This is a genomic window from Nocardiopsis kunsanensis DSM 44524 (genome assembly GCF_000340965.1).
In the GTDB taxonomy this organism is placed as follows: Bacteria; Actinomycetota; Actinomycetes; order Streptosporangiales; family Streptosporangiaceae; genus Nocardiopsis; species Nocardiopsis kunsanensis.
On sequence record NZ_ANAY01000009.1, the window covers coordinates 50,365 to 74,626 of the forward strand.

Consider the following 24,262-nt stretch of genomic DNA (forward strand, 5'->3'; position numbering starts at 1 on the left):
TGCGTGGAAGTGATCCAGTTACATGAGTGAGAGTCAAGGGAAAGCTGTGGCCGGATGCGGCCACATGCTTCAGGCGTTTTCCGTGACCGGTCCGACACGTACACGTAACCCGCGAGGTCAGCCCCGGGGTACTCGCCAGTATCCCGGAGGCCCGGGACCGGCCCCGCACCCTGGCGCCCTACCTCCCGCGCGCGGACACGCCCGGACGCGCACGGCAGAGAGGGCGCCGCACGCAGGAGCTCCGGTACCCCGCTCCGGTGTAACTAGCGAGTATCGGGCTCCGGGAACGGGGTTGAGCGGCCGTGCGTTGGGCCAAGATAAGGGCGAGAGCCCCGAACGGGAGGTAACAACGCCATGGCGACCAAGGACACCGGCGGCCAGAAGCACGGCTCGCGTCGCGAGGAAGAGGTCGAGGAGACCGAGGCGACCACCGAAACCACCGAACGCGACCAGGACCTCGACGAAGGCGTCGACGACATCCTCGACGAGATCGACGACGTGCTGGAGAACAACGCCGAGGACTTCGTGCGCCAGTTCGTTCAGAAGGGCGGACAGTAGTCCGGGGCGTGCACGGCGGAGGCGCGGCGCAGCAGGGATCCGCCGGGGCATGCCTTAATGTCGTTGCGACCGGCCCCGGTGCCGGTCCGGCCATCACACACAAGGACCAGAGGCGCCCCGCCCGCACCCCCTGCTTCTCGCAGGGCGGGGCGCGAGTGGAGGGAGACGCGTGTTCGAAGGGTTCGAGGGCGGACGGCTGCCCGCCGCGTTCATGAGTGCGGGGACATCGTCCTTCACCGAGTTTCTCAGCGCGGTCAGCCCCGAGTCATTGCCGGGTCACCACCTGCCCGCCCAGAGCGGGGGCGAGCACCTGACCCCGGAGGCGACGACCATCGTCGCCCTGACCTTCCCCGGAGGGGTGGCTCTGGCCGGCGACCGGCGGGCCACTCAGGGCAACGTCATCGCCAACCGGGACATGGACAAACTGTTCCGCACCGACGAGTTCTCCGCCGTGGCGATCGCCGGCTCGGCGGGGATCGGGATCGAGCTTGCCCGCCTGTACCAGGTTGAACTGGAACACTACGAGAAGATGGAGGGCCGGGCGCTCTCCCTGGAAGGTAAGGCCAACAAGCTGGCCCAGATGGTGCGCGGGAACCTGGGCATGGCGCTCCAGGGGTTCGTCGTCGTCCCCCTCCTGATCGGCTTCGACGAACGGTCCGAGGAGGGCCGGGTCTTCAGCTACGACGCCGTGGGCGGGCGCTACGAGGAACAGCGTTACCACTCCATCGGCTCCGGATCGGTCTACGCCAGGGGTTCGCTCAAGAAGCTCTACCGCGACGACCTCTCGGAGAACGAGGCGATCAAGGCCGCCCTGGAGTCGCTCTACGACGCCGCCGACGACGACTCGGCCACCGGGGGACCCGACCTGCACCGCAAGATCTTCCCCCTCGTGGACGTCATCACCGAGGACGGCCACCGCCGGGTGGCCGTCGACGAGGTCGAACGCCTGGCCACCGAGGTGGTCGAGGGGCGTGCCGCCCACCCCGACGGCCCCACCGCCCCGCTGAGCTGACCGCCCGGCTCCCACGTCAGACTTCTCCCGACCCAGGTTAGGAACGATCCGCGGTGTCGATGCCGTTCTACGTCGCCCCCGAACAACAGATGAAGGACAAGGCGGACTACGCGCGAAAAGGTATCGCGCGGGGCCGCAGCGCCGTCGTCCTGCAGTACGACGGCGGAATCCTCATGGTGGCCGACAACATGTCGCGCACCCTGCACAAGATCAGCGAACTCTACGACCGCATCGGTTTCGCCGCCGTGGGCCGCTACCCCGAGTTCGAGAACCTGCGCCTGATGGGCGTGCGCTTCGCCGACGTGCGCGGTTACCAGTACGACCGCCGCGACGTGAGCGGGCGCCAGCTCGCCAACATCTACGCCCAGACCCTGGGCACGGTCTTCAGCGAGAGCCTCAAACCCTGGGAGGTGGAGATCGTCGTCGCCGAGGTCGGCGAGAGCGCGGCCGATGACGAGATCTACCGCATCACCTTCGACGGCTCCATCGTCGACGAGCGGGGCTTCGTGGCCGTGGGCGGCTCCTCCGAGCACGTGTCCGGCCAACTCAAGGACCGTTTCGCCGCCGACGCCACCCTGGCCTCCGCGCTCCACACCGCCACCCGCGCCCTGGCCGACGAGAACGGGCAGGAGAGCGAACTGGAGGCCGGCAACCTGGAGGTCGCGGTCCTGGAACGGGCCCGCGAGCACCGCAAGTTCCGCCGCATCCACGGCCGTCGGCTGCGCACCCTTCTGGAGGAGGGCCGTACCGCCACCGGCGAGCCCGCCTCCGGCCGGAGTCAGGACAACGGCGACGGGGACGAGAGGTGATCTGAGCACGACGAGTACGGTGCGGTGCCACCCGGCATCGCACCGACCGGGTGGGCGCAGGCGGCGCGGCCCCGCTGTCTGCGCCTTCGACGGGAAGTTGGTGAGGCCGCGTGGAACGACGCATCTTCGGTCTGGAGAACGAGTACGGGGTCACGTGTACCTTCCGGGGACAGCGCCGACTGTCGCCCGACGAGGTGGCCCGCTACCTCTTCCGCAGGGTGGTCTCGTGGGGACGCAGCAGCAACGTGTTCCTGCGCAACGGAGCACGCCTGTACCTGGACGTGGGCAGCCACCCCGAGTACGCCACCCCCGAGTGCGACAACCTCGTGGACCTGGTGGCCCACGACAAGGCCGGCGAGCGCATCCTCGAAGGCCTGCAGGTCGACGCCGAGCAGCGCCTGCACGAAGAGGGCATCGCCGGAGACATCTACCTGTTCAAGAACAACACCGACTCGGCGGGCAACTCCTACGGCTGCCACGAGAACTACCTCGTGGGGCGGCACGGGGAGTTCGGGCGCCTGGCCGACGTCCTCATCCCCTTCCTGGTCACCCGCCAGATCATCTGCGGGGCCGGCAAGGTCCTGCAGACCCCCAGGGGCGCGCTGTACTGCGTGAGCCAGCGCGCCGAACACATCTGGGAGGGCGTCTCCTCGGCCACCACCCGGTCCCGCCCCATCATCAACACCCGCGACGAACCCCACGCCGACGCCGAACGGTTCCGCCGCCTGCACGTGATAGTCGGCGACTCCAACATGAGTGAGACCACCGCGCTGCTCAAGCTGGGCTCGACCGACCTCGTGCTGCGCATGATCGAGGCCGGTGTGGTCATGCGCGACTACACGCTCGAGAACCCCATCCGGGCGATCCGGGAGATCAGCCACGACATGACTGGGCGCCGCAAGGTGCGCCTGGCCAACGGTCGCGAGGCCAGCGCCCTGGAGATCCAGCGAGAGTACCTGGAGAAGGTCCAGAACTACGTGGACCGCCACGGCACCGACGCCACCGGCAAACGCGTGCTCGACCTGTGGCAGCGCACCCTGGAAGCGGTGGAGACCCAGCACTTCGAGCCCGTCTCCCGCGAGATCGACTGGATCGCCAAGTACCTGCTCCTGGAGCGCTACCGCGCCAAGCACGACCTGTCGCTGTCCTCGCCGCGCGTGGCCCAGCTCGACCTGACCTACCACGACATCCACCGCGACCGCAGCCTGTTCTACATGCTCCAGGACCGCGGCCAGATGGACCGTGTGGTCGATGACCTGAAGATCTTCGAGGCCAAGGCGGTGCCACCGCAGACCACCCGGGCCAAACTCCGGGGCGAGTTCATCCGCCGGGCGCAGGAGCAGCGGCGCGACTTCACCGTGGATTGGGTCCATCTCAAACTCAACGACCAGGCGCAACGCACCGTGCTGTGCAAGGACCCGTTCAAGGCCGTCGACGAACGGGTCGACAAGCTCATCGCCGGCATGTGATCCCAGCTCACAGACCTCGGCCCCGGGGCGGCCCCCTCCGCCGCCCCGGGGTCGGCGTGTGTCCGGGACACGGCCGGGGCGGGCCTACTCCCACCATTCGGTAGTGTGACTCTGTCCCAGGCCCGAAAACAGAGGTTGTGACTCATGCACCGACGTGCTGTGGCCCTCGCGGTGCCGGCGACCGCCATCGCCCTGACGGTCTCCAGCTGCGGATCCATCCCCGAGGATTGGCGCACCCCCGCGTTCCTCCGCATGGGAGAGGACGAGGTCGACGAGCGGCTACCCGCTGTGTCCGGAGAGGTCGGCGAGAAGCCCGAGGTCACCTTCCCCGACATGGAACCACCGGACGAGGAGGTCTCCGGTGTCGTCCAGGAGGGCCCCGGGGAGGAAGGACTGGTGCGCGACGACGACCTGGTCGTGGCCAACTTCGCCCAGTACGAGTGGTCCGGCCCCGGCGAGGGCGAGGAGATCGACCCCGACCAGGCCAGCTACGAGACCGGCGCCCCCGACCTCATCCGTATGGAGGAGATGCCGGACGAACTGGCCGCGCCGCTGGTCAGCCAGTCCGTGGGCAGCCGCGTGGTCTACGTCATGCCTCCGCTGAGCGAGGAAGAGCGCACCCAGGCCGAGTCCATGGGACAGGAAGTGCCCGAGGGCGCCACCGTCCTGGTCCTCGACCTGATGGACCGCTACAGCTCCGGAGCCGTCGTGCCCGGCGAAGCGGCCGAAAGCGTCGGGGAGGACCTGCCCACCGTCGTCCAGGACGGCCACTCCGAACCCGAGATCGACGTGCCCGACACCGACCCGCCCGAGGAACTGACCGTCGAACCCCTCATCGAGGGCCAGGGCGAGGAGGTCGAGGAAGGCCAGCAGGTCATCGTCCAGTACACCGGCGTTCCCTGGGAGCCCGACGAGGAGGGCCGCAACGAGGTCTTCGACTCCAGCTGGAGCCAGGGCGGTACCCCCTTCGACACCACCATCGGCGCCGGCGCGGTCATCGAGGGCTGGGACAAGGGCATGGTCGGTCAGCCCGTCGGCAGCCGTTTGCTCATGACGATCCCGCCCGACCTCGCCTACGGGGACGAGGACACCGGCATGGGCACCCCCACCGGAACCCTGGTGTTCGTCGTGGACATCCTCGGTGCCGTCGACAACCCGCCCCAGCCCGACCCCGAGGAGACGTCCGAGGAGACGCCCGAGGGCGACGGGGAGTAGGCCACCGAACAGGGCGGTCTCCCACACGGCATCCGGACGCCCCCGCCACGGTCGGCGGGGGCGTCCGCGTGTCCGTGGGGACCACGGCGTTGCCGGTACGTACAGTCGGACCACGTTCTCAGCCACGTCGAGGGGAAACCATGCGGCGACGGTACTGCTACGTGTCCGGACTCCGGCTGGGCGTCCCGGCCCTGGAGGAACTCTGTGCGCAGGGGCAGCCGCCCTCCCTGGTGGTGTCCTACCCGGCCGAACTCGCCCACCGGTGCGGCTACACCGACTACGAGGACCTCGCCCGCTCCCACGGTCTGCCGCACGTGCGCGCCGCCGACGTGGGCTCGGACGAGGTCCAGGACGCCCTGACCGAGCACGGCATCGACCTCATGGTCGTGGCCGGCTGGTCCCAGCAGGTACCCGAACACGTCCTGGAACGCCTGCCCCTGGGCGCGGTCGGACTGCACCCCAGCCCTCTGCCCGTGGGCCGCGGCCACGCCCCCATCCCCTGGACGATCCTGCGCGGTATGCGCTCCAGCGCCGTCACCCTCCACCACCTGGACGGAGAACCCGGCAACGGCGACGTCGTCGATCAGCACTGGTTCGACCTCGCCCCCGACGTCACCGCCACCGCCCTCTACGAACGTGTCGGCCACCTCCAGACCGGACTCCTCGTGCAGCACCTGGAGGGTCTGCTCGAGGGGTCCGCGCCCCGCCGCCGCCAGAGCGGGCACCCTTCGGTCTGGCCGAGCCGCCGCCCCAGCGACGGGCGCCTGGACCTCACCGCCGCCGGCCGCGACGTCGACCGTATGGTGCGCGCCCTGGCCGCCCCCTACCCGGGCGCGTTCGCGATGTTCGGCGGGGCCCGGGTGACCCTGTGCGACGGAGCCCTCGGCGACGCCGCCGGCGGCGCCCCCGGCGAGATCGTCTCCGCCGGGCCGGGGCGCACCTGGGGCGTCACCTGCGGGGACGGCACCGTCTTCGTCCCCGGGTCGGTGCGCGTGGACGAGGGCGTGCGTGCCGAGCCGACCTCGCTGGCCATGTTCCGGCCCGGTACGTTCTTCGACCCGCCCGCACCGCACGCGGCCGAGGGCGCCCGCAACGCCTTCGTGCCCGGACAGGCCCCTTCCTCCGACCCCTTGCTGCAGGCCTGAGGTGCCCGGCGCGCAGGGCACGGTCCGGTAGGAACCAGAACCGCTGGGCGGAGTTCGGGACGACCGTGCCGGGCAGGACCGCACGGCCCACATGGTGGGCCCCGGCGCCGTCCCAGGCCGGGACCGGCCGGGGGGGAGGGCACGCCGGGCCGTCCCCCCGCGCACCGGCCGGGGCCGCACCCGGCCATGAGGGCACGGTCCGTCGAAGTCCACAACGGCGCCACCGGAGCGCGTCCGGCACGGTACCGTCATTGCTGAACCGGAGCCGGGCAGGTGCGCCGACCCCCGGCGGTTCGTCCCACAGGTCGGTACACGGGCGGAAAGCGGGTGCGTCGCATGTCGCGCAAGAAGACCGAACGGCAGTTGAACCTCGTCATCTGCCTGTTGTCGACCCGGCGGCACCTGACCGCGCAGGAGATCCGCGAAACCGTGCACGGGTACACCGAGGTCGAGAGCGACTCCGCCTTCAAGCGCATGTTCGAGCGCGACAAACGTGAACTGCGCGACAGCGGGATCCCCATCGAGATCGGCACCGGTGACGCCCTCAGCGGTGAAGACGGGTACCGGGTACGGCGCGGCGACTACGAACTCGCCGAGATCACCCTGATGCCCGACGAGGCCCTGGTCCTGGGCCTGGCCGCTCGCGCCTGGCGCCACGCCTCCCTCGGCAGCGCCGCCTCCGACGCCCTGTTCAAGCTCCGCGCCGCCGGGGTACCGGTCGACCCCGGCGCCGCGCCGGGACTGACCCCCGCCATGCGCACCGACGAGCCCGCCTTCGGCCCCGTCTGGCAGGCCGTGCGCGACCGGCGCCCCATCGCTTTCGACTACCGCAAACCCGGCCGCGCCGACACCGAGACCCGGGAACTGGAACCCTGGGGGATCGTCAACCTGCGCGGCCACTGGTACGTGGTCGGCCACGACCGTCTGCGCGGCGCCCGCCGGGTCTTCCGCCTCGGCCGGGTCCGCGGCCGGGTACGGGTCCTCACCCAGGGGCCGGACGTGGTCGTGCCCGAAGGGGTGGACCTGCGCTCGGTGGCCGCCGAGCACCGCAACGAACCCGAGCGCACCGCCCGCCTGCGTGTACGCACCGATACCGCGCACCGGTTGCGCCGGGACGCCCAGCGTGTGGTCGCGGGCGAACGCGGCGACGGCTCGGGCTGGGACACCCTCACCCTGACCTACACCGACCTCCACGCCTTCGTGGGCCGGGTGGCCTCCCACGGGGCCGACGCGGCCGTGCTCGAACCGGCCGAGGCCCGCACCGCGGTGGCCCAGCACCTGGCCGCCGTCGCCGAACGCGCTCAAGAACCCGACCCGGACCCCGCCCGGCCCGGGGCCGAGGAGGAGGCGCCCGCCACCGGCCGCGGGGTACGCTCCTCCGACCAGCTGCGCCGCCTGCTCATGCTCGTGCCCTACGCCCTGGGCCGGGACGTGCGCGTGGCCGAGGTCGCCGAGCACTTCGGCCTCACCGAGAAACAGGTCGTCGACGACCTCAGGCTGCTGTGGATGTGCGGTCTGCCCGGATACACCCCCGGAGACCTCATCGACGTCGACCTCGACGCCGCCCGTGAGTCCGGCGAGATCATCATCGGCAACGCCGACACCCTGGCCCAGCCCCTGCGTCTGACCGCCGACGAGGCCGCAAGCCTGGTCGTGGGCCTGTCACTGCTGGAGGCCCTCGACGGGAGCGGCGCGCCCGAGAGCGAGGCCCTGCAACGGGTCGCGCGCAAACTCCGTGATGCCGCCGGCGGCGCCGTTGCCGACCTGGCCGACTCCGTCCAGGTGCGTGTGGAGGACGACGCCCGCGCCGAACAGGTACGCGCCACCTGTTCCGAAGCGCTCGAGAGCGGCCAACGCCTGCACCTGCGCTACCTGCACGGATACTTCGACCGTGTCGACGACCGCGAGGTCGATCCCATGGGACTGGTGGTCCAGGACGGCCACACCTTCCTGGAAGGGTACTGCCGCCTGCGCCGGGACGTGCGTTTCTTCCGCCTGGACCGGGTCCTGGACCTGCATGTGCTGCCCTTCGCCGCCGAGGTCCCCGAGGGTGTGACCCGGCGCGACCTGTCCCAGGGTGTGCTCCAGCGTTCCGAGGCCGACGCCGTCCTCACCCTCGACCTGGAGCCCGGCGCCCGCTGGGTCACCGAGGACTACGTGTGCGAGTCGGTCACCGACCTGCCGGACGGGGGCGTACGCGCCACCTTGCGTACCCCCGCACCGGCATGGGTCGCGCGACTGGCGTTGCTCCTGGGGCCACAGGGACGCCTGGTGAAACCGGGGGCCCTGGCCGAAGAGGTCCGCAGCGAGGCCGCGCGCGCACTCGAGCACTACGCCACAGTCCAAACGTCCACGGGGCCGGTCGAGACCAGTTCGTCGCTCACGTGAGCCCCAGCTGTTCTCTCCGGGGGAGGAGCGTAGTCGAGCATGGACCGGATATGGTTGGGGGCATGATTGTCCTCGCTGTCCTGTTCGGTGCGGTTCTCCTCGGGACCGTGGCCGTCGCCGCTCTGTCGGTCGGAGCCGGACGTGCGGTGCACGGGCTTTCCGCGGAGGTGGCTCGTCTTTCACGGGAGAGCCGGGCGATCGGTGCCGAGCCACGTGCGGCCGGGACACGACCGGGCGGCGCGCGTACGTGAGGGCCCCGGGACCGAACGCGCGTACCATTGACGGCGCTTGGCGGCGCCCCACAGAGAGGTAGAACCATGGGACCGTTCAACGGACCTACCATCGCCATTCTGGTGATCGTGGCCCTTCTGCTCTTCGGAGCCAAGAAGCTCCCGGACCTGGCCCGCTCCCTGGGGCGCAGCGCCCGCATCCTCAAGGCCGAGAGCAAGGGCCTGGTCGACGAGGAGAACGAGGGCAAGGACGAGGAGACCGGGCAGCAGGAGCGGGCCGAGGAGTCGCAGAAGCAGCAGGCCCGGGCGCAAACCGACGAACCCTCTCAGCGCGACCCCCGGCAACTGCCCCCGGGCCAGCGCATCGTGAACGAGTCCGGCGAGTCCGCCCACCGCAGCTACGGCAACTAGAAGCACCGGCCGCCGACACCGGGCGGGTCCGCGTCGGGCGCATTCCACGCCCGCAGCCAGACGCGGTTGATGACGGGCGCGGCGCCGACGGCGCCGCGCCGGACCGTTGTCAGCAGGGGCACCGCTCTTTCCGCCCGGCCCCGAGGAGAAGAGAGTGACCGCACGATGAGGTCCCCCCGCCGGGACAACCCGGAAGCCCGGATGCCCCTCATGGAACACCTGCGCGAACTGCGCAACCGCCTGACCAAGGCTGCGATCGCCCTGGTGCTGGGCGCGGTGGTCGGCTTCGTGTTCTACGACCAGATCTGGGACTTCCTGACCGAGCCCTACTGTTCGCTGCCCGACTCCCAGGTCGTGGAGGGCGGGGGCTGCTCCCTCATCGTCACCGGTCCCTTCGACGCCTTCTTCGTCGCCTTCAAGATCTGGCTGTTCGCCGGTGCCCTGATCACCGCGCCCCTGTGGCTGTACCAGCTGTGGGCCTTCGCCGCCCCCGCCCTGCACGGGCGGGAGAAGAAGTACGCCTACATCTTCGCGCCGCTGGCAGGGATCCTGTTCGTGTCCGGGGCCGTCCTGGCCTACACGATCACCGCCCTGGCGCTGCAGATGCTCTTCGGCTTCCTGCCCGAGGACGCCGACCCCTACCTCACCCTCGGCGAGTACCTCGACTACATGCTCATCATGATGGGCATGTTCGGCATCGGCTTCGTCATGCCGCTGCTGATCATCCTGCTCAACATCGTCGGGATCCTCCCCCACGAGGCCATCGCCAAGTGGCGCCGCGCGATCATCTTCGGCGCGTTCCTGGCCGCCGCCGTCATCACCCCGGCCGAACCGATCTCCATGCTCGCGCTCGCCATCCCGTTGATCGTCCTCTTCGAGCTGGCCGAACTGTTCTGCTTCCTCAACGACCGCCGGCACAAGCGCAACGACCCCACTTCCGGTCTCGGCGACGACGAGATCTCCGAGCTCGACGAGACACCCTCGGAACTGGACGAGCTCGAGGAGGTCGACGGAAGAGAGGACAAACGTCCCTGAGCGGGCCGGTAGCGCGCTAAGGTCCCGTGGTGGGGCCCGCCGGGGCCCGACCAGACCATCCCGACGGGACCCGCCGGTACGTGCAGGGGTCCGGGGCGAGTGCGGAGGAGGCCGACTGTGACCGAGCCGACCGAACGGGAGCGGCAGCTGCCGCCCGAGGCCAAGGGCAACTCCAAGTGGCACGACACCACCGACGCGGTGTGGATGCGGTCGTCGCTGTCCAAGGAGAGCTCGGAGGCGATCGTGGAGGTCGCCGAGTTCGACGACGGCTTCCGCGCCGTGCGCGACGGCAAGTCACCCGAGAAAGGCACCCTGTTCTTCACCCCCGCCGAGTGGGAGGCCTTCGTCCTGGGCGCCCGCGACGGTGAGTTCGACATCCCCGAGGAGTACCTGAGCGAGGAGGAGGCCGCGATCCAGCGCGGCGACGCCGGCACCGAGGCCACCTGGGTGCCCTCCCCGCTCAACACCCCCGAGGCCATGGCCGAGTATCATCGCCGCGAAAATGAGAGGTCGGCGACGACGTCGGACTGACCGGCCGAACACCCGGGCGCGAGGGTGTGCGTGCCACAGCCCTTCTCGGAGCCACTCCCTTCCCGCCCGGGTAGCGAAGGACCCCCGATATGCGCCCCCACATTGCTCTCCTGGTCAACCCCTCGTCCGGCCGCCGTCGCGCCGCCATCGCGGCCGTCCGCCTCAAGGAGGCCCTCCGCGAGGCCGGGGCCCGCGTGCACGTCCACACCGGCGGTTCGTCCGCCGACAGCCGCCGCATGGCCCGCCTGGCCGCCGCCGACGGCCCCGACGCCCTCGTCGCCGTCGGCGGTGACGGCCTGGTCCACCAGGCCCTGCAGGGGGTGGCCGGGACCGGGGTGCCTCTGGCCGTGATCCCCGCCGGTACCGGCAACGACATCGCCCGCGCCTTCGGGCACCCGCCGCGCACCGCACGCGCCACCGCCGAGGCGATCCTGTCCGGACGGACCCGTCCCACCGATGCCGTGCGCCTGCGCTCGGCCGACGGCACACACCGTTATTTCCTCAGCGTGCTGGCCTGCGGTTTCGACGCGCGTGTCAACGAACGGGTCAACGGTTTCCGGTTCCGGGTCGGCCGCGCCGGGTACGTCGCCGGGCTGCTCGCCGAACTGCGTTCCTTCGTGCCCATCGACTACGAGGTCGAGATCGACGGCCGCACACGCATCGCCGAGCCCGGAATGCTCGTGGCCGTGGGCAACACCTCTGCCTACGGTGGCGGAATGAAGGTCTGCCCCGACGCCGACCCCGAGGACGGGTTGCTGGACGTGACGTTCATACGCAAGGCCCCCCTCCACCGTTTCCTGCGCCTGTTCCCCCTCGCCTACACCGGCAACCACTCCGGTCTGCCCGAGGTCGTCGTCGAACGCGGGCGCCGTGTGACCGTGCGCGGCCACGGCTCGGGACCCGCCTACGCCGACGGGGAGCCCATGAGTGCCCTGCCCCTGGTGTGTGAGACCGCTCCCAAAGCGGTCGAGATGTTGGACCTGACCTCATAGTCTGAACATGATGAGTAGTCCAGCAGAGCGGTACGCCGCCTTCCGTCGGCGCCAGGCCGCCACCAGTGCCGCGATCGAGGCCTTCCAGGACCTCTACGGCTTCGATTTCGACCCCTTCCAGATTCGGGCCTGCAAGGCACTGGAGAACGGGCACGGCGTGCTGGTGGCCGCACCCACGGGTTCGGGCAAGACCGTCGTCGGTGAGTTCGCGGTGCACCAAGCCCTGCAGGAGGGCACCAAGTGCTTCTACACCACGCCCATCAAGGCGTTGTCCAACCAGAAGTTCAACGACCTGGTCCAGCGCTACGGTGCCGAACAGGTCGGGCTCCTGACCGGGGACAACAGCGTCAACGGTGAGGCGCCGGTGGTCGTGATGACCACCGAGGTGCTGCGCAACATGCTCTACGAGGGCTCCTCCACGCTCTCCGGGCTGGCCTACGTGGTCATGGACGAGGTGCACTACCTCGCCGACCGCTTCCGCGGCGCCGTCTGGGAGGAGGTCATCATCCACCTCCCGGAGTCGGTGCGGATGGTCGCCCTCTCGGCCACCGTCAGCAACGCCGAGGAGTTCGGCGAATGGCTGCAGCAGGTGCGCGGCGACACCACCGTCATCGTCGACGAGAAACGCCCCGTTCCGCTGTGGCAGCACGTCATGGTCGGTAACCGCCTGCACGACCTGTTCGTGGACCCCGAACCCGCCGCCGACACCGGGACCGACGAGAACGAGTCGGGGCGCGGACGCAAGCGCCGCCGCGAACGCCGGCGTCAGCAGGACCAGCCCCGCCAGATCGAGATCGGCGGCCAGGTCCTGCACATCAACCCCCGGCTCGTCCGTATGGCCGAGGAGGACGCGCGCACCACCCAGCTCGAGCACAAGCGCCGCCACCCGCAGAACCGGGCCCGCGGCCGCATGCGCCCGCGTACACGTTTCGCGCCGCCCTCGCGCCCCACCGTCGTGGAGGAACTCGACGACGACGGCCTGCTGCCGGCCATCACCTTCGTCTTCAGCCGTGCCGGCTGCGACGACGCAGTGCGCCAGTGCGTGTCCTCGGGGCTGGTGCTGACCACCCCGGAGGAGGCCGCGCAGATCCGTGAGTACGCGGAGTCCCGCTGCGCCGACATCCCCGCGGCCGACCTGGCCGTGCTCGGTTTCGACCAGTGGCTGCGCGCCCTGGAGGCCGGTTTCTCCTCCCACCACGCGGGCATGTTGCCGACCTTCAAGGAGATTGTCGAACACCTGTTCACCCGCGGTCTGATCCGCATGGTCTTCGCGACCGAGACCCTCGCCCTGGGCATCAACATGCCCGCCCGCACCGTCGTCATCGAACGGCTCGACAAGTGGAACGGCGAGACCCACGCGCCCCTGACCCCCGGGGAGTACACCCAGCTGACCGGGCGCGCAGGACGGCGCGGCATCGACGTGGAGGGCCACGCCGTCGTCGTGTGGCAGGCCGGTACCGACCCCGAGGCCGTCGCCAGCCTGGCCGGGACCCGCACCTACCCGCTCAACTCCAGCTTCCAGCCCTCCTACAACATGGCGGTCAACCTCGTGGGCCAGGTCGGACGCGGGCGCAGCCGGACCATGCTGGAGGAGTCCTTCGCCCAGTTCCAGGCCGACCGGGACGTGGTCGGCATCACCCGGAAGCTGCGCAAGCACGAGGAGGCCCTGGAGGGTTACGCGAAGGCCGCCGAGTGTCACCTGGGCGACTTCATGGAGTACGCCGAGCTGCGCCGGGCCCTGAAGGACCGCGAGAACGAGCTCTCCCGCAGCCGCTCGGCCCGCCGCCGCGAGGACGCCCTGCGCAGCCTCGAAGTGCTGCGGCGCGGCGACGTCATCCGTGTACCCGCAGGCCGTTTCGCCGGCCACGCGGTGGTCCTGGACCCCGGGCTGCGCAACGACACCCCCGCACCGTTGGTGCTGACGCTGGACAAACAGATCAAGCGCCTCAACGCCGGGGACTTCACCCGCCCGGTCGAAGCGATCCAGCGCCTGCGCATCCCCAAGACCTTCTCGCCCAAGTCGCCGCGCTCACGCCAGGACCTGGCCTCCATGCTGCGCGACGAACTCCGCGCCGGCGGAGACGAGCCGGCCCGTGAGCACCGCGGACGCAAGGGCGGCGACGGCGAGGACCCCGAGATCAAGCAGTTGCGTTCGCAGATGAAGGCCCACCCCTGCCACGGGTGCAACGACCGGGAGGACCACGCCCGCTGGGCGGAGCGTTACTTCCGGCTCAAGAAGGAGACCGACGGGTTGCGGCGCCGTGTCGAGGGGCGCTCGCACATCATCTCGCGCACCTTCGACCGGGTCTGCGGGGTCCTGGAGGACCTGGAGTACCTGGACGGGGACACCGTCTCCGACGACGGGCGACGCCTGGCCAAGGTCTACTCCGATCTGGACCTGCTCGTGGCCGAGTGCCTGCGCCGCGGGGTCTGGACGCATCTGGGCCCCGAGGAGATGGCCGCCTGCGCCGCCGCTCTGGTCTACGAGGCACGGCGCGACGACGACCCCTACCCGCGTATCCCCGAGGGCGACGTCGAGGAGGCCCTGGAGGAGATGGTGCGCCTGTGGGGCGACCTGCACGAGGTCGAACGGCGCCACAAGGTCTCCTTCCTGCGCCAACCCGACCTCGGGTTCGTGTGGACCGCCTACCGGTGGGCACGCGGGGACCGGCTCGACTCGGTGCTGCGCCAGTCCGGCATGACCGCGGGCGACTTCGTCCGGACCACGAAGATGCTGGTGGACATGCTCGGCCAGATCGGCGGTGCGGCGGGCGACGCCGACGTGCGCCGCACCGCCCGCAAGGCGGCCGACCTGATGCTGCGCGGTGTAGTGGCCTACCAGGCCTTTTAGCTGAAGAAGCAGGTGCCGGCCCCGGGCCCGGGGCCGGCCGGTGCCGGGCGGGATGTTGAGCACCGGACCTCTCAGGGGTCCGGCGGCCCCCGGGCGCATGCGGAAACAGTGCAGGCGCGGCGCTGGGGGCGGAACACCCCGGACGCGAACGGCGTTGTCAGGTGAGCCGGACCCCGATGGACGAACCGCTCACCGGCAGCAGCCATCATGGGTGTGGGCGTGCACGGACCGCTGCCGCACCGGGCGCGCCCCAGGGCACGGGACCCCCGAGGGGGCCTGTAATCGCAAGACACCTGAAACGAGGCTTGAGCTGTGCTGCGCACCCTCATGAACGGCAAGATCCACCGAGCCACCGTCACCCAGGCCGACCTGCACTACGTGGGGTCGGTCACCATCGACGCCGATCTGATGGAGGCCGCCGACATCGTCGACGGCGAGCAGGTCCACATCGTCGACATCGACAACGGTGCCCGCCTGGTCACCTACGCCCTCGTGGGGGAGCGGGGCAGCGGTGTCATCGGCATCAACGGTGCCGCCGCGCACCTGGTCGACCCCGGCGACCTGGTCATCATCATCGGCTACGCACAGGTGGAGGAGGCCGAACGGGCCGAGCACCACCAGCACGTCGTGCACGTGGACCGCGACAACCGCATCGTCAAGATCGGCAACGACCCGGGTGAGCCGGTTCCCGGGGACGGGACGCTCCTCGCGAGCCGCTGATACCCGGCGCAACCCCTGCAAGCTGGCCGATTCCGGCCGGATCGGTCCGGACCCGTCGAGGGTAGGTCCCCGGTCGGTATGCACACACTGGACGAGGGACGGCGGTTCGCCGAGTACGTCGAATGGCAGAAGCAGGGGGCGTGGGTGGTCCTGTGGGGCCCCTACACCCGCTGCTTCTGGGCCTTCGCCTGCTGGCCCGTCGTCCCCAGCGAGGGCGTGGTGATCCGGGCCGAGGACCCCGACACCCTCTACTCCGAGATGCGTTACGTCGAACGCATGCACGGATACCTGTGGTGGCGCTACGGGCGCGGGCGGGCCCGGGTTCCGCGTCCGCGCCCCTCCGCGTGAACGCGTGTGCGGGTGAGTGGGCACCGCCCCCTGGAGAACGTCCGGACCTCCCGGGGCGAACGTTCTGCTACGGGCAGGGCCGCGTCGAGCGTTCCGTACCCGTCGGGTGAACGGCACCCCTGCGTGTGGAACACTACGGTTCGTCCGTTCGTCGGGTGAATGCGAAGGTGCGCGGGGTGTCGATCGGTAAGACGGAACCGGTGCATGATGCGGCCGCGGTCCAGGGCCGGGCGGTCCTGGTGCTCGGGCTCACCCAGATCGTGGGCGGCCTCGGTATGGGGGCCATGCTGGCGGTGGGCGCCCTCCTTGCCCTGGAACTGTCCGGGTCCGACACCTGGTCGGGCATGGCCACCACCATGATCACTCTGGGGGCGGCCGTCTTCGCCCTGCCCCTGGCCTCCCTGGCCGCACGCAGCGGTCGCCGCCCCGGTCTGACCGCCGGTTGGGCCCTGGGCGCACTCGGCGGCACCGTCGTCCTGGCGGCGGCCGTCCTGGACACCTTCGCGCTGTTCCTGGCCGGGATGGTGCTCGTGGGGGCCGGTACCGCCACCAATCTGCAGGCCCGCCACGCCGCCGCCGATCTGGCCTCGGACCGCACCCGTGCCCGTGACCTGTCGATCGTGGTGTGGGCGACCACCGTCGGTGCCGTGCTGGGGCCCAACCTCGTGGGACCCCTGGCCCCGTTCGCCCGTGCTCTGGGTCTGCCCGATCTCCTGGGCCCCGTCGTGGCCACCACGGTCGGGTTCGGGGCGGGGGCCGTGCTGACCTTCGCCCTCCTGCGCCCGGACCCGTTGCGTCTGGCCACACACGGCCGGGCCGCCGACACCCCGGCAGCCGGGAAACCCACGGTCGCGGGCGCGTTGCGTGTGGTCGCGGCCTCTCCCGGAGCGCTGCTCGCGGTGGTGGGCATCGTGGCCACCCACACCGTCATGGTCGCGGTCATGACGATGACCCCCGTGCACATGTCCCAGCACGGCTCCGCGCTGACGGTCATCGGCCTGACCATCTCCCTGCACATCGCCGGAATGTACGCCCTGGCGCCGATCGTGGGATGGCTCACCGACCGTCTGGGCCGGGTGCCGATGCTGCTCGCCGGGCAGACGGTCCTCGTGGCGGCAGCTGCGGTCTCAGGCACTGCCGGGCACGACGAGACGTGGGTGACCGCCGGTCTGGTCCTGCTCGGTCTGGGCTGGTCCTTCGGCCTGGTCTCGGGCACCGCGCTCCTGGCCGAGTCCCTGGCCGCGGAGGTGAGGCCCCGCGTGCAGGGCATCAGCGACCTGCTCATGAACCTCGGAGGTGCGGCGGGCGGCGGACTCTCGGGGTTCGTGCTGGCCCAGACGGGTTTTGCGGGCCTCAACCTGTTCGCCGCCCTGTTCACGCTCCCGGTGTTCGCCCTGGCCGTGCGGTTCCTGATCGCCCGCCGCGGCTGGGACGGGAGCGACCCGAACACGGCCTGATCTTTACCGGAAACGCCCCTTTTCCTCCCCTGTGTCGTCCTCGTTCACGGTTACCGTGCGGATGAGGGGCGCGCGCCGCCCGCCGGGCTGACCGGCCCGGACGCGATCTGGGGGAGGAACGGTGACCGAGCGGGGACCCGAGGACGGGCAGGAAAGAGAACCGGACCGGGAACAGGACCCGGTCGACCGCCATCCGCCCGAGGAGTGGCGCCCCGGTGATGCCGGAGATCCGGTCTCGGGAGGTGCGCAGCCTCCGGGAGAACCTCCCCACCGCTTCCCGCACCATGATCCGCCCGTGGACCGCCGCCCTCCCGAGGAGTGGCGCCCCGGCGACCCCGAGGACCCGATGGCGGGCGGCCCCCGCCCTCCGGGAGAACCCCCGCACGAGTTCCCGCCCGTGCACAACGGTGCGACCGTGTCCGGGCCGGAGGACAGGGAGGAGGAACCACCGAACGGCCGCCGGCCGGACTTCGCACCCCCGCCCGGACACCGGTCGGAAAGGCCCTACAAAAGACAGGGCGACCCCTACCAGGACCGGAGGGGCCAGCAGCACAGCGGCGGGCCGCCGGAGGGCACGACGGCGGAGCCGCAGGAACACGGTTCCGCCAAACTCCAGGGGGACCCGTACCGGGCACGGCCGAGCCTGGGGCCCGGTACCCCGCCTGCCGGGGGACACGGGGAGCATCCCACCGGTGCCCCGCCCGAACCCGTCGACCGCACCGGTGAGTTCTCCGAGGGGCCCAGCGGTCTCGACCAGTCCGGCTTCGAACAGGCGGGTTACGCGCCCGGGTACGGGGAGACGGACGAAGCCGGTGCGGGCGTGGGCAGCTATCCACCGGTCGACCCGGCCCAGGAGTACCGAACGGACCAGTACGGTCGGCCCCGGCCCGGGAACCCGGCCGAGCCCCGCCCGCCGGGGACCTACGGGCCCGACCGCCGGGCCCACCCGCCCGGCGGTGGCTACACACCGTCCCGGCCCGCACCGTGGGGCAAGATCCTCGGGATCGGGTGCGGGGTCGCACTACTGCTGATGCTGGTGGCGGGCGGATGCATGGCGGCGGCGATGTTCACCGTCTCCGACGGCTCCTCCGATGCCCAGGAACCCGCAATCGAGGCCCCCGGAACCTCCGAGGAGCCCGCACTGGAACCCGGCGACGTCACCGCGGACCACACCGAGTTCGATCCCAGTCCGCTCTACACGAGCGGCGAGTACACGAGCGTGGAGGTGAGTGTGATCAACAACAGCCAGGAGGAGCTCGACGTCAACCCGCTCTACTTCACGATGATCGACCAGGAGGGGCAGAACCACTCCAGCCGCTCGGGAGTGGGCATGGACGACAACGAGATCGGGGCGGAGAAGCTCTCACCGGGACAGACGACCAGTGGTGCCGTCACGGTGGAGGGCGGTGATCTGGCACTGGAGCGGCTGGTCTTCGCCCCGATCGGTCATCAGCCCTTGGAGGTCCCGATCAACTGAGCGGGCCTGCACCGGTCCGGGCCGGGTCAGGGGGCCAGGGCCGGGTTCTGCAGCCACTCCGACAGGTCCTGCCGGCGTTCGCTGTCGCACTTGAGGGGGCAGGTGGTGCAGTACCCGTGTTCGGGGTCGCCCTTGTAGTCGAAGCAGCAGGTACCACGCACGGCCCACGTCCCCCGCGGGTGCTCGGGTGCGAAGGGGAACAGGCGCGGGCGCTTACGTGTGATGGCGCCGGCCCCGATGACGGCATCGCCCAGCCGGGTGGCGCTCTCCCACGCCGATTCGGCGTCGCGGCCCAGGAACCGCGCCGGGTTGAGCATGTAGAAGTGCAGAGTGTCCAGGGCCCATCCCCACAGGGTGCGCTTGCCCGCACGCGAGTGCTGGAACAGCGCCTCCAACAACGGTTCGAAGGTCGCAAAGACCGCCTCGCCCGCCATCCGGAACTGTTCGTCCTCGTTGCGGGCGACCACGGTGTCGGGGTGGCCGGCGGCCGGGTCGTCGGGCAGGACCGCCCAGCGCAGGTCCACCACCGTGGGTGTGCCGAACTCGGCACGGGCGGTGTGCCAGGGGAACCGGAGGGTGCGCGGGCTCAGCAGGGGCGCGCGCCCGGTGAGGTAGAGCGAGGCCGCGGCCAGGAAGATCGGTTCGCGCAGGGTCACCCGTAGGAAGTTGGTGGCGGCGGGCAGCCGGTGCCCGGGGCCGTGCTCGGTACGGAGCTTGTCGAAGAGCACCGGGACCCAGCCCTCCTCGACCATGCTCGTGACGCTGTGCCACTGCAGGTCGGTCGGGGGCCGGGTGTGTGCCCCGGCAGAGTCCACCAGGTCGGGGAGCGGGGCGAACTTCAGTGGGGCGCACGCTTCACGCAGTGTGGCGTGTGGTTCTGGAGTCACCGTGAACCTGCCCTTCCTCGCACAAGCCGTCATGTCCGGGGTGACGTGGCTGCAGCTACCTCCGGATCGGCGAGTATCTCTGCGCCTCTTAAGTGAGGCTACCCTAACGAAGTCCGCCGGGGCAATGAGGAGGCGCCGGTGCCGGTGGGTCGATGCGCAGGTCAGCGTGTCAGGCCCGGCTCAGCGGGCCGTGCGGGGCCGGGTGCGCCGTGATCCGCGCCCGTACTGGAACCACCATTCCAGAGCCGGTAGTACCAGCCCGGTTCGGGACGGATCGGGATCGGCGCCGTGGCCGGGTCCAGGGCCAGACAGGGCGGTACGGCGGCGGACGTGGACACCAGCGTGATCAGGGCCGGAGGCAGGGGCCGGCTGCGGCGCCACCACGGTCTGCGGCGGGTGCCGGTGGTCGGTTGTTGCGGGGGAGCGGTGACCATGGTGCCTCCGGGCCCTTCGGCCGGATCATCGGTTGAGCCGGGCGAAACGGCGTAGTGTCGGGGGCACCACGAGCACGATCAGGACGAGTGAGAGCCCGACGGTGAGCAGCACTGCGTGTTCGGCCGGCCAGGAGTCCGAGGGCAGTGACGGGTTGCCGAACAGCTCACGCGTGGCGGTCACCACGGACGAGACCGGGTTCCATTCGGCCACCGGCGCCAACCAGTCCGGCATGGCCTGCGCCGGGACGAAACTGGTCGAGAGCATGGTCAGCGGGAACGCCAACGGGTAGACGAGCATGCTCGCCGTGTCCGGACCGGGCATCACGAGCCCCAGCAGCACCCCAGCGCACACCAGGGACAACCGGAACAGCAACAGCAACCCGACCGCAGCGGCCGCCCCTGCGGCGCCGGACTCGGGGCGCCACCCCAGGAGCAGGCCCACGCCCAGCAGCAGTGCGACCTCCGCGACGGCGCGCAGCATATCGGTCAGGACCCGGGCCCACAGCAGGGCCGCGGGTGACATCGGCAGGGTCCGGAAGCGGCTCATCACCGACAACGAGGTGTCGCGGGCCACCCCCGACGCCGTCCCGGCGATCCCGTAGAACATGACCATCACGATCATCGCGGGCACGAGCATCGCCCGGTAATCGGTCTCGTCGCCGGTCGGGGACATCACCCCGCCGAACACGTAACCGAACAGCAGCACCATCAGCACCGGCATGGACAGGGCGATGACGGGTTCGAAGGGCTCACGCGCCATGTGGCGCAGGTTGCGGCGGGCCAGGGTCAGCGTGTCCGACCAGGTCTTGGCCGGGCCCGGCCGGAGGGCGGGGTGCTCGGCGCGCACGGGTGCGGCGGTGACGGTATTCATCGGACGGCCTCCACGGTCTCGGTCGGTGCGGTGGTGTGCCCGGTCAGGGACAGGAAGACCTCGTCCAGGCTCGGGCGGCGTACGTCCAGGTCGGCGATGCGCGAGCCCATCCCCTCCAGGGCGTGGGAGGCGTGCATCAGTGCCCGGACCCGGTCGGTGACGGGGACTTCCACACGCAGACCGGGCGGGTCGACGGAGGGTGCGGCCCCGAGCGCACTGCCCAGCAGCTCGCCGGTCCGGTCCAGGTCGGCGGGGTCGTGGACGAGCACGTCCAGGCGCAGGCCGCCCACGCGTGCCCGCAGGTCGTCGGGTGTGCCGGTGGCGACTGCACGGCCGTGGTCGACGACGGTGACCCGGTCGGCGAGGCGGTCGGCCTCCTCCAGGTACTGCGTGGTCAGCAGCACGGTGGTGCCCTCACGCACCAGCGTGGCGACGGTCTCCCACACCTGCATACGGCTGCGCGGGTCCAGGCCGGTGGTGGGTTCGTCCAGGAACAGCACGTCCGGTTCGCGCAGCAGGCTCACGGCCAGGTCGAGGCGCCGGCGCATGCCCCCGGAGTAGGTGCGCGAGCCCCGGTCCGCGGCCTCGGCCAGGTCGAAGTCGCTCAGCAGTGCTTCGGCGCGTTCCCGTGCCGCCGAGGTGGTCAGACCGTGCAGACGGGCGAACATCTCCAGGTTCTCCCGGCCGGTGAGGAGTTCGTCCACGCTCGCGTACTGGCCGGTCAGGCCGATACGGGCGCGCACCTGGTCGCCGTGCCCGACGGTGTCGAAGCCCTGGACGCGGGCCCGGCCGCTGTCGGGGTCGGTCAACGTGGCCAGGGTCCGTACAGCGGTGGTCTTGCCGGCGCCGTTGGGGCCCAGGAGCCCGAGGACGGTGCCGGGTTCGGCGTGCAGGTCGAGCCCGTCCAGGGCCCGGACCCGCCCGTAGCGCTTGGTGAGGGCCTCGGCGTGGATGGCCGGGTCGGCGAGTTCATTCTGTGTACTCCATAAACTGTGTATGCAACATACTTAATTGTGTAAGTAATACACAGAACTAGGATGGTGTCAACACCCAACCGACCCGGACCCTGGTGGAACATGACGAGCGAGCAGCCGGACCCGGCCGCCACGACCGACGAGATCCGACTCCTGTGGAGCGGACACGAGCCCGGCCCAGCCCGGAGAGGACCCCGGCCCAAGCTCACCCGGAGCGAGGTGGTCGCGGCGGCCGTCCGGCTCGCCGACGCCGAGGGGATCGAAGCCGTCTCCATGCAGCGCGTGGCCGCCGCCCTGGGGTACACGACCATGTCCCTGTACCGGTACGTGGACAGCAAGGACGACCTGCTCCTGCTCATGTCCGACGCGGCCATGGACACCACACCTCCCGGCCCCCGGGAGGACGGCGACTGGCGGGCCGGGCTGGAGGAATGGTGCATGGGGGGCGTCGCCCTCTACCGCGCCCACCCCTGGATGGTGCGCCTTTCCGTGACCGGTCCGCCCAGCGGCCCCAACGGGATCCGGTGGATGGAGGCGGGTCTGCGCGAGATCTGCGCTCCCGGTCTGCGCCCCAGCGAGGCCGTGCAGATGCTGCTGATCCTCACGACGGTCCTGCGCGAGACCCTGCGTATGGAGTCCGACATGCAGCAGGCCGCCCACCGGCACGGACAGCAGATCAGCGACAACGAGAGCGACTGGGTCCAAGGGCTGCTCGGGGTCCTGGATCCAGGCGCCTTCCCCACGGTCACCCGTGTGCTCGGGCAGTTGGGAACCGATGAGGACGAGTTCGGAGGGCTCGATCTCGACTCCGAACGTGTGAGCGGACCCGCCGAAGGGCTCGGATTCGGTATCGACCGCATCCTGGACGGCATCGAGGCCTACGTCGGCAGGAGAGCGGCGGACTGAGCCGTGGGGGAACTGCGGACCGACCACACGACGGGGCCACCCGCACCGGCGGGCGGCCCCGTGTTCGTCGAGGGTCCGGCTCAGTCCTGGATCAGGACCAGATGGTGGCGGACCAACGCGGAGACGGCCTGAGCGGCGATCTCCGCACCCACACCGGCGCGCTCGCCCAGTTCACCCACGGTCAGCGACCGTTCCTCGGCCAGGACCTCCAGCACCGGTTCCACCACCCCGGGAAGCCGGTACCGGCGCCCGGCCACCGTCAGCGCCACCTTGCCGTCCGACTCCCGCGACACCGGCGGCGGCAGGATCGGCACGAACTCGACCCGTGCCCCCTCGGGCGGCAGGACCTCCTCCACCGGCCAGGGCAGGCTGTAGGAGGTCCGGCGCGGGAAACGCCCGTCCCGTTCGGCCAGGAAGGCGTCCAGATCGCCCTCCTCGGCCAGCTCCGACAACCGCGACAGCAACTCGTGCCGGTGCTTGCGGCGCTGCTCCGGAGAGGCGAACCGGGGCAGATCGCGGCGGAAGACCTCCTCCTCGTGCAGACGCCGCACCAACGACTCCGCCCAGTCCACACCGGTGGCCCGCGTGAAACCGAAGGTCAGGTGCATGCTCATCTCACCGGTACCGGTCACCGTGTGCCACCACCCGCGCGGCACGTGGATCGCCTGACCGGGACGCAGAACGCCCTCCCACACCATGGAGAGCTCACCGTCGGCGCCCCGGGGCGGGCCGTGGCCGTGGTCGGTGTCCACCCGCATCGGGAACGGCCGCGAACCGGGGCCGTGCACCTGCCAGTGCTTGGTGCCCGCCACCTGCACGATGACGGTGTCGTGGTCGTCCCAGTGGGTGTCGAACCCGCGCGAGGAACCCCAGATCAGATACAGGTTGGCCTGCGCGCGCTCGCGCACCAACCGCATCAGGTCGTCGGCGGCCGCGCCGATCGGTTCGTGCATCCGGTCGATGCTGTCCAGCACCAGACTCGCGCCCTTGCGCAACTGTCCGTACAACGACTCCGGGCGGATCACCCGGCGCGAGGAACGCGACTCCGTGGCCGCATCGGTGTAGGCCTCCAACGGAACCGGCGACCCGTCACGGTGCAGGCGCAGCCGCGGCGGCTCGGGGGAGCGCGTGGCCAGCAGATGGTTGAGGTCCTCGAAGGTCAGCAGCGAGTCCACCGCCTCCGCACCCAGGTCGGCCAGGAAGAACTCCTCCGACAGGCGTGTGGTCAGGGCCTCGCGGCCCACGGTCTCGCTCAGGGTCCGGGTGAAGATCTGCCCCGGCTCGGTCACGGTCCCTCCCGACAAGGGTGGTTCGGTCGTCACTCCCGCAGCACGGACTCCGGGGCCCGGGCGGGTGGTGGGAGCCCGCCCGGCCGCGGGGGCCGGGCGGGCACACCTCAGATGAAGTCGGAGCTGGAGTCGGTGCCGTCGTTGTCACCACCGGCGGTGACGTCGCGGGAGGTCACCTCCGCCATGTCCTCGACCTCGACCTCGAAGGGATCCATACGCACCTCACTTTCTGTTCGTGGTTTCCTCTTGCATC

Annotated in this window: 22 protein-coding genes; 17 read left to right on the forward strand and 5 right to left on the reverse strand. The window is 70.7% G+C overall.

The window, feature by feature from the left end; all coding sequences use genetic code 11:
* Window positions 1-354: 354 nt before the first annotated feature.
* The 16 genes from D456_RS0107530 (at window position 355) to D456_RS23795 (ending at window position 18,648) form a co-directional block, all read left to right on the forward strand.
* On the forward strand, window positions 355-558 hold the full coding sequence (locus D456_RS0107530) for a ubiquitin-like protein Pup (RefSeq protein WP_017575557.1): 204 nt from the start codon (window positions 355-357) through the stop codon (window positions 556-558).
* A gap of 169 nt (window positions 559-727) precedes the next feature.
* Entirely contained in the window at window positions 728-1,570 is an 843-nt protein-coding gene (gene prcB / locus D456_RS0107535) for a proteasome subunit beta (protein ID WP_017575558.1), read from the forward strand.
* Window positions 1,571-1,623: 53 nt separating this feature from the next.
* Entirely contained in the window at window positions 1,624-2,379 is a 756-nt protein-coding gene (gene prcA / locus D456_RS0107540) for a proteasome subunit alpha (RefSeq protein ID WP_017575559.1), read from the forward strand.
* A 110-nt stretch (window positions 2,380-2,489) separates the two neighbouring features.
* Window positions 2,490-3,848 carry a Pup--protein ligase gene (gene pafA / locus D456_RS0107545; protein ID WP_017575560.1) on the forward strand — a complete coding sequence of 453 codons (1,359 nt, stop codon included), beginning with the start codon at window positions 2,490-2,492 and terminating at the stop codon, window positions 3,846-3,848.
* A gap of 144 nt (window positions 3,849-3,992) precedes the next feature.
* Window positions 3,993-5,063 carry an FKBP-type peptidyl-prolyl cis-trans isomerase gene (locus D456_RS0107550; RefSeq protein WP_017575561.1) on the forward strand — a complete coding sequence of 357 codons (1,071 nt, stop codon included), beginning with the start codon at window positions 3,993-3,995 and terminating at the stop codon, window positions 5,061-5,063.
* Between the two features lie 140 nt (window positions 5,064-5,203).
* The gene (locus D456_RS0107555; RefSeq protein WP_017575562.1) at window positions 5,204-6,208 is read left to right on the forward strand and encodes a methionyl-tRNA formyltransferase; all 1,005 of its coding nucleotides are present in this window, start codon (window positions 5,204-5,206) and stop codon (window positions 6,206-6,208) included.
* Window positions 6,209-6,544: 336 nt separating this feature from the next.
* Window positions 6,545-8,596 carry a helix-turn-helix transcriptional regulator gene (locus D456_RS0107560; RefSeq protein WP_017575563.1) on the forward strand — a complete coding sequence of 684 codons (2,052 nt, stop codon included), beginning with the start codon at window positions 6,545-6,547 and terminating at the stop codon, window positions 8,594-8,596.
* A 317-nt stretch (window positions 8,597-8,913) separates the two neighbouring features.
* Window positions 8,914-9,237 carry a Sec-independent protein translocase subunit TatA gene (gene tatA, locus D456_RS0107570; RefSeq protein WP_017575565.1) on the forward strand — a complete coding sequence of 108 codons (324 nt, stop codon included), beginning with the start codon at window positions 8,914-8,916 and terminating at the stop codon, window positions 9,235-9,237.
* A gap of 201 nt (window positions 9,238-9,438) precedes the next feature.
* Entirely contained in the window at window positions 9,439-10,272 is an 834-nt protein-coding gene (gene tatC, locus D456_RS0107580) for a twin-arginine translocase subunit TatC (RefSeq protein ID WP_017575567.1), read from the forward strand.
* Window positions 10,273-10,389: 117 nt separating this feature from the next.
* Window positions 10,390-10,803 carry a DUF397 domain-containing protein gene (locus D456_RS0107585; RefSeq protein WP_017575568.1) on the forward strand — a complete coding sequence of 138 codons (414 nt, stop codon included), beginning with the start codon at window positions 10,390-10,392 and terminating at the stop codon, window positions 10,801-10,803.
* Between the two features lie 89 nt (window positions 10,804-10,892).
* Entirely contained in the window at window positions 10,893-11,795 is a 903-nt protein-coding gene (locus D456_RS0107590) for a diacylglycerol/lipid kinase family protein (RefSeq protein ID WP_017575569.1), read from the forward strand.
* A 10-nt stretch (window positions 11,796-11,805) separates the two neighbouring features.
* Window positions 11,806-14,646 carry a DEAD/DEAH box helicase gene (locus D456_RS0107595; RefSeq protein WP_026115657.1) on the forward strand — a complete coding sequence of 947 codons (2,841 nt, stop codon included), beginning with the start codon at window positions 11,806-11,808 and terminating at the stop codon, window positions 14,644-14,646.
* A gap of 312 nt (window positions 14,647-14,958) precedes the next feature.
* Complete coding sequence (panD, locus tag D456_RS0107600) at window positions 14,959-15,366, forward strand: aspartate 1-decarboxylase (RefSeq protein ID WP_017575571.1); 408 nt, start codon at window positions 14,959-14,961, stop codon at window positions 15,364-15,366.
* Window positions 15,367-15,444: 78 nt separating this feature from the next.
* Entirely contained in the window at window positions 15,445-15,714 is a 270-nt protein-coding gene (locus tag D456_RS0107605; protein WP_017575572.1) for a hypothetical protein, read from the forward strand.
* A gap of 176 nt (window positions 15,715-15,890) precedes the next feature.
* Window positions 15,891-17,171 carry an MFS transporter gene (locus tag D456_RS0107610; protein WP_230479901.1) on the forward strand — a complete coding sequence of 427 codons (1,281 nt, stop codon included), beginning with the start codon at window positions 15,891-15,893 and terminating at the stop codon, window positions 17,169-17,171.
* 121 nt (window positions 17,172-17,292) lie between these two features.
* Window positions 17,293-18,648 carry a DUF4352 domain-containing protein gene (locus D456_RS23795; protein ID WP_230479900.1) on the forward strand — a complete coding sequence of 452 codons (1,356 nt, stop codon included), beginning with the start codon at window positions 17,293-17,295 and terminating at the stop codon, window positions 18,646-18,648.
* 26 nt (window positions 18,649-18,674) lie between these two features.
* On the opposite strand, the gene D456_RS0107620 is transcribed toward D456_RS23795, so the two are convergent.
* From D456_RS0107620 to D456_RS0107630, 4 genes are all read right to left on the reverse strand, one after another.
* Window positions 18,675-19,535 (reverse strand): (2Fe-2S)-binding protein, encoded by an 861-nt coding sequence (locus D456_RS0107620; RefSeq protein WP_017575574.1) that lies wholly within the window; start codon window positions 19,533-19,535, stop codon window positions 18,675-18,677.
* A 161-nt stretch (window positions 19,536-19,696) separates the two neighbouring features.
* On the reverse strand, window positions 19,697-19,969 hold the full coding sequence (locus D456_RS26535) for a hypothetical protein (protein WP_152442509.1): 273 nt from the start codon (window positions 19,967-19,969) through the stop codon (window positions 19,697-19,699).
* Window positions 19,970-19,994: 25 nt separating this feature from the next.
* Window positions 19,995-20,840, reverse strand: a complete 846-nt coding sequence (locus D456_RS0107625) for an ABC transporter permease (protein ID WP_017575575.1) — start codon at window positions 20,838-20,840, stop codon at window positions 19,995-19,997.
* A complete protein-coding gene (locus D456_RS0107630) occupies window positions 20,837-21,838 on the reverse strand; it encodes an ATP-binding cassette domain-containing protein (protein ID WP_051049420.1) in 1,002 nt (333 codons plus the stop codon). The genes D456_RS0107625 and D456_RS0107630 overlap by 4 nt, the downstream gene beginning before the upstream one ends.
* A 78-nt stretch (window positions 21,839-21,916) precedes the next feature.
* Between D456_RS0107630 and D456_RS0107635 the strand changes: the two genes are divergently transcribed.
* The gene (locus tag D456_RS0107635; RefSeq protein ID WP_017575577.1) at window positions 21,917-22,720 is read left to right on the forward strand and encodes a TetR/AcrR family transcriptional regulator; all 804 of its coding nucleotides are present in this window, start codon (window positions 21,917-21,919) and stop codon (window positions 22,718-22,720) included.
* 80 nt (window positions 22,721-22,800) lie between these two features.
* On the opposite strand, the gene D456_RS0107640 is transcribed toward D456_RS0107635, so the two are convergent.
* A complete protein-coding gene (locus D456_RS0107640) occupies window positions 22,801-24,009 on the reverse strand; it encodes a JmjC domain-containing protein (protein WP_017575578.1) in 1,209 nt (402 codons plus the stop codon).
* Window positions 24,010-24,262 lie beyond the last annotated feature (253 nt).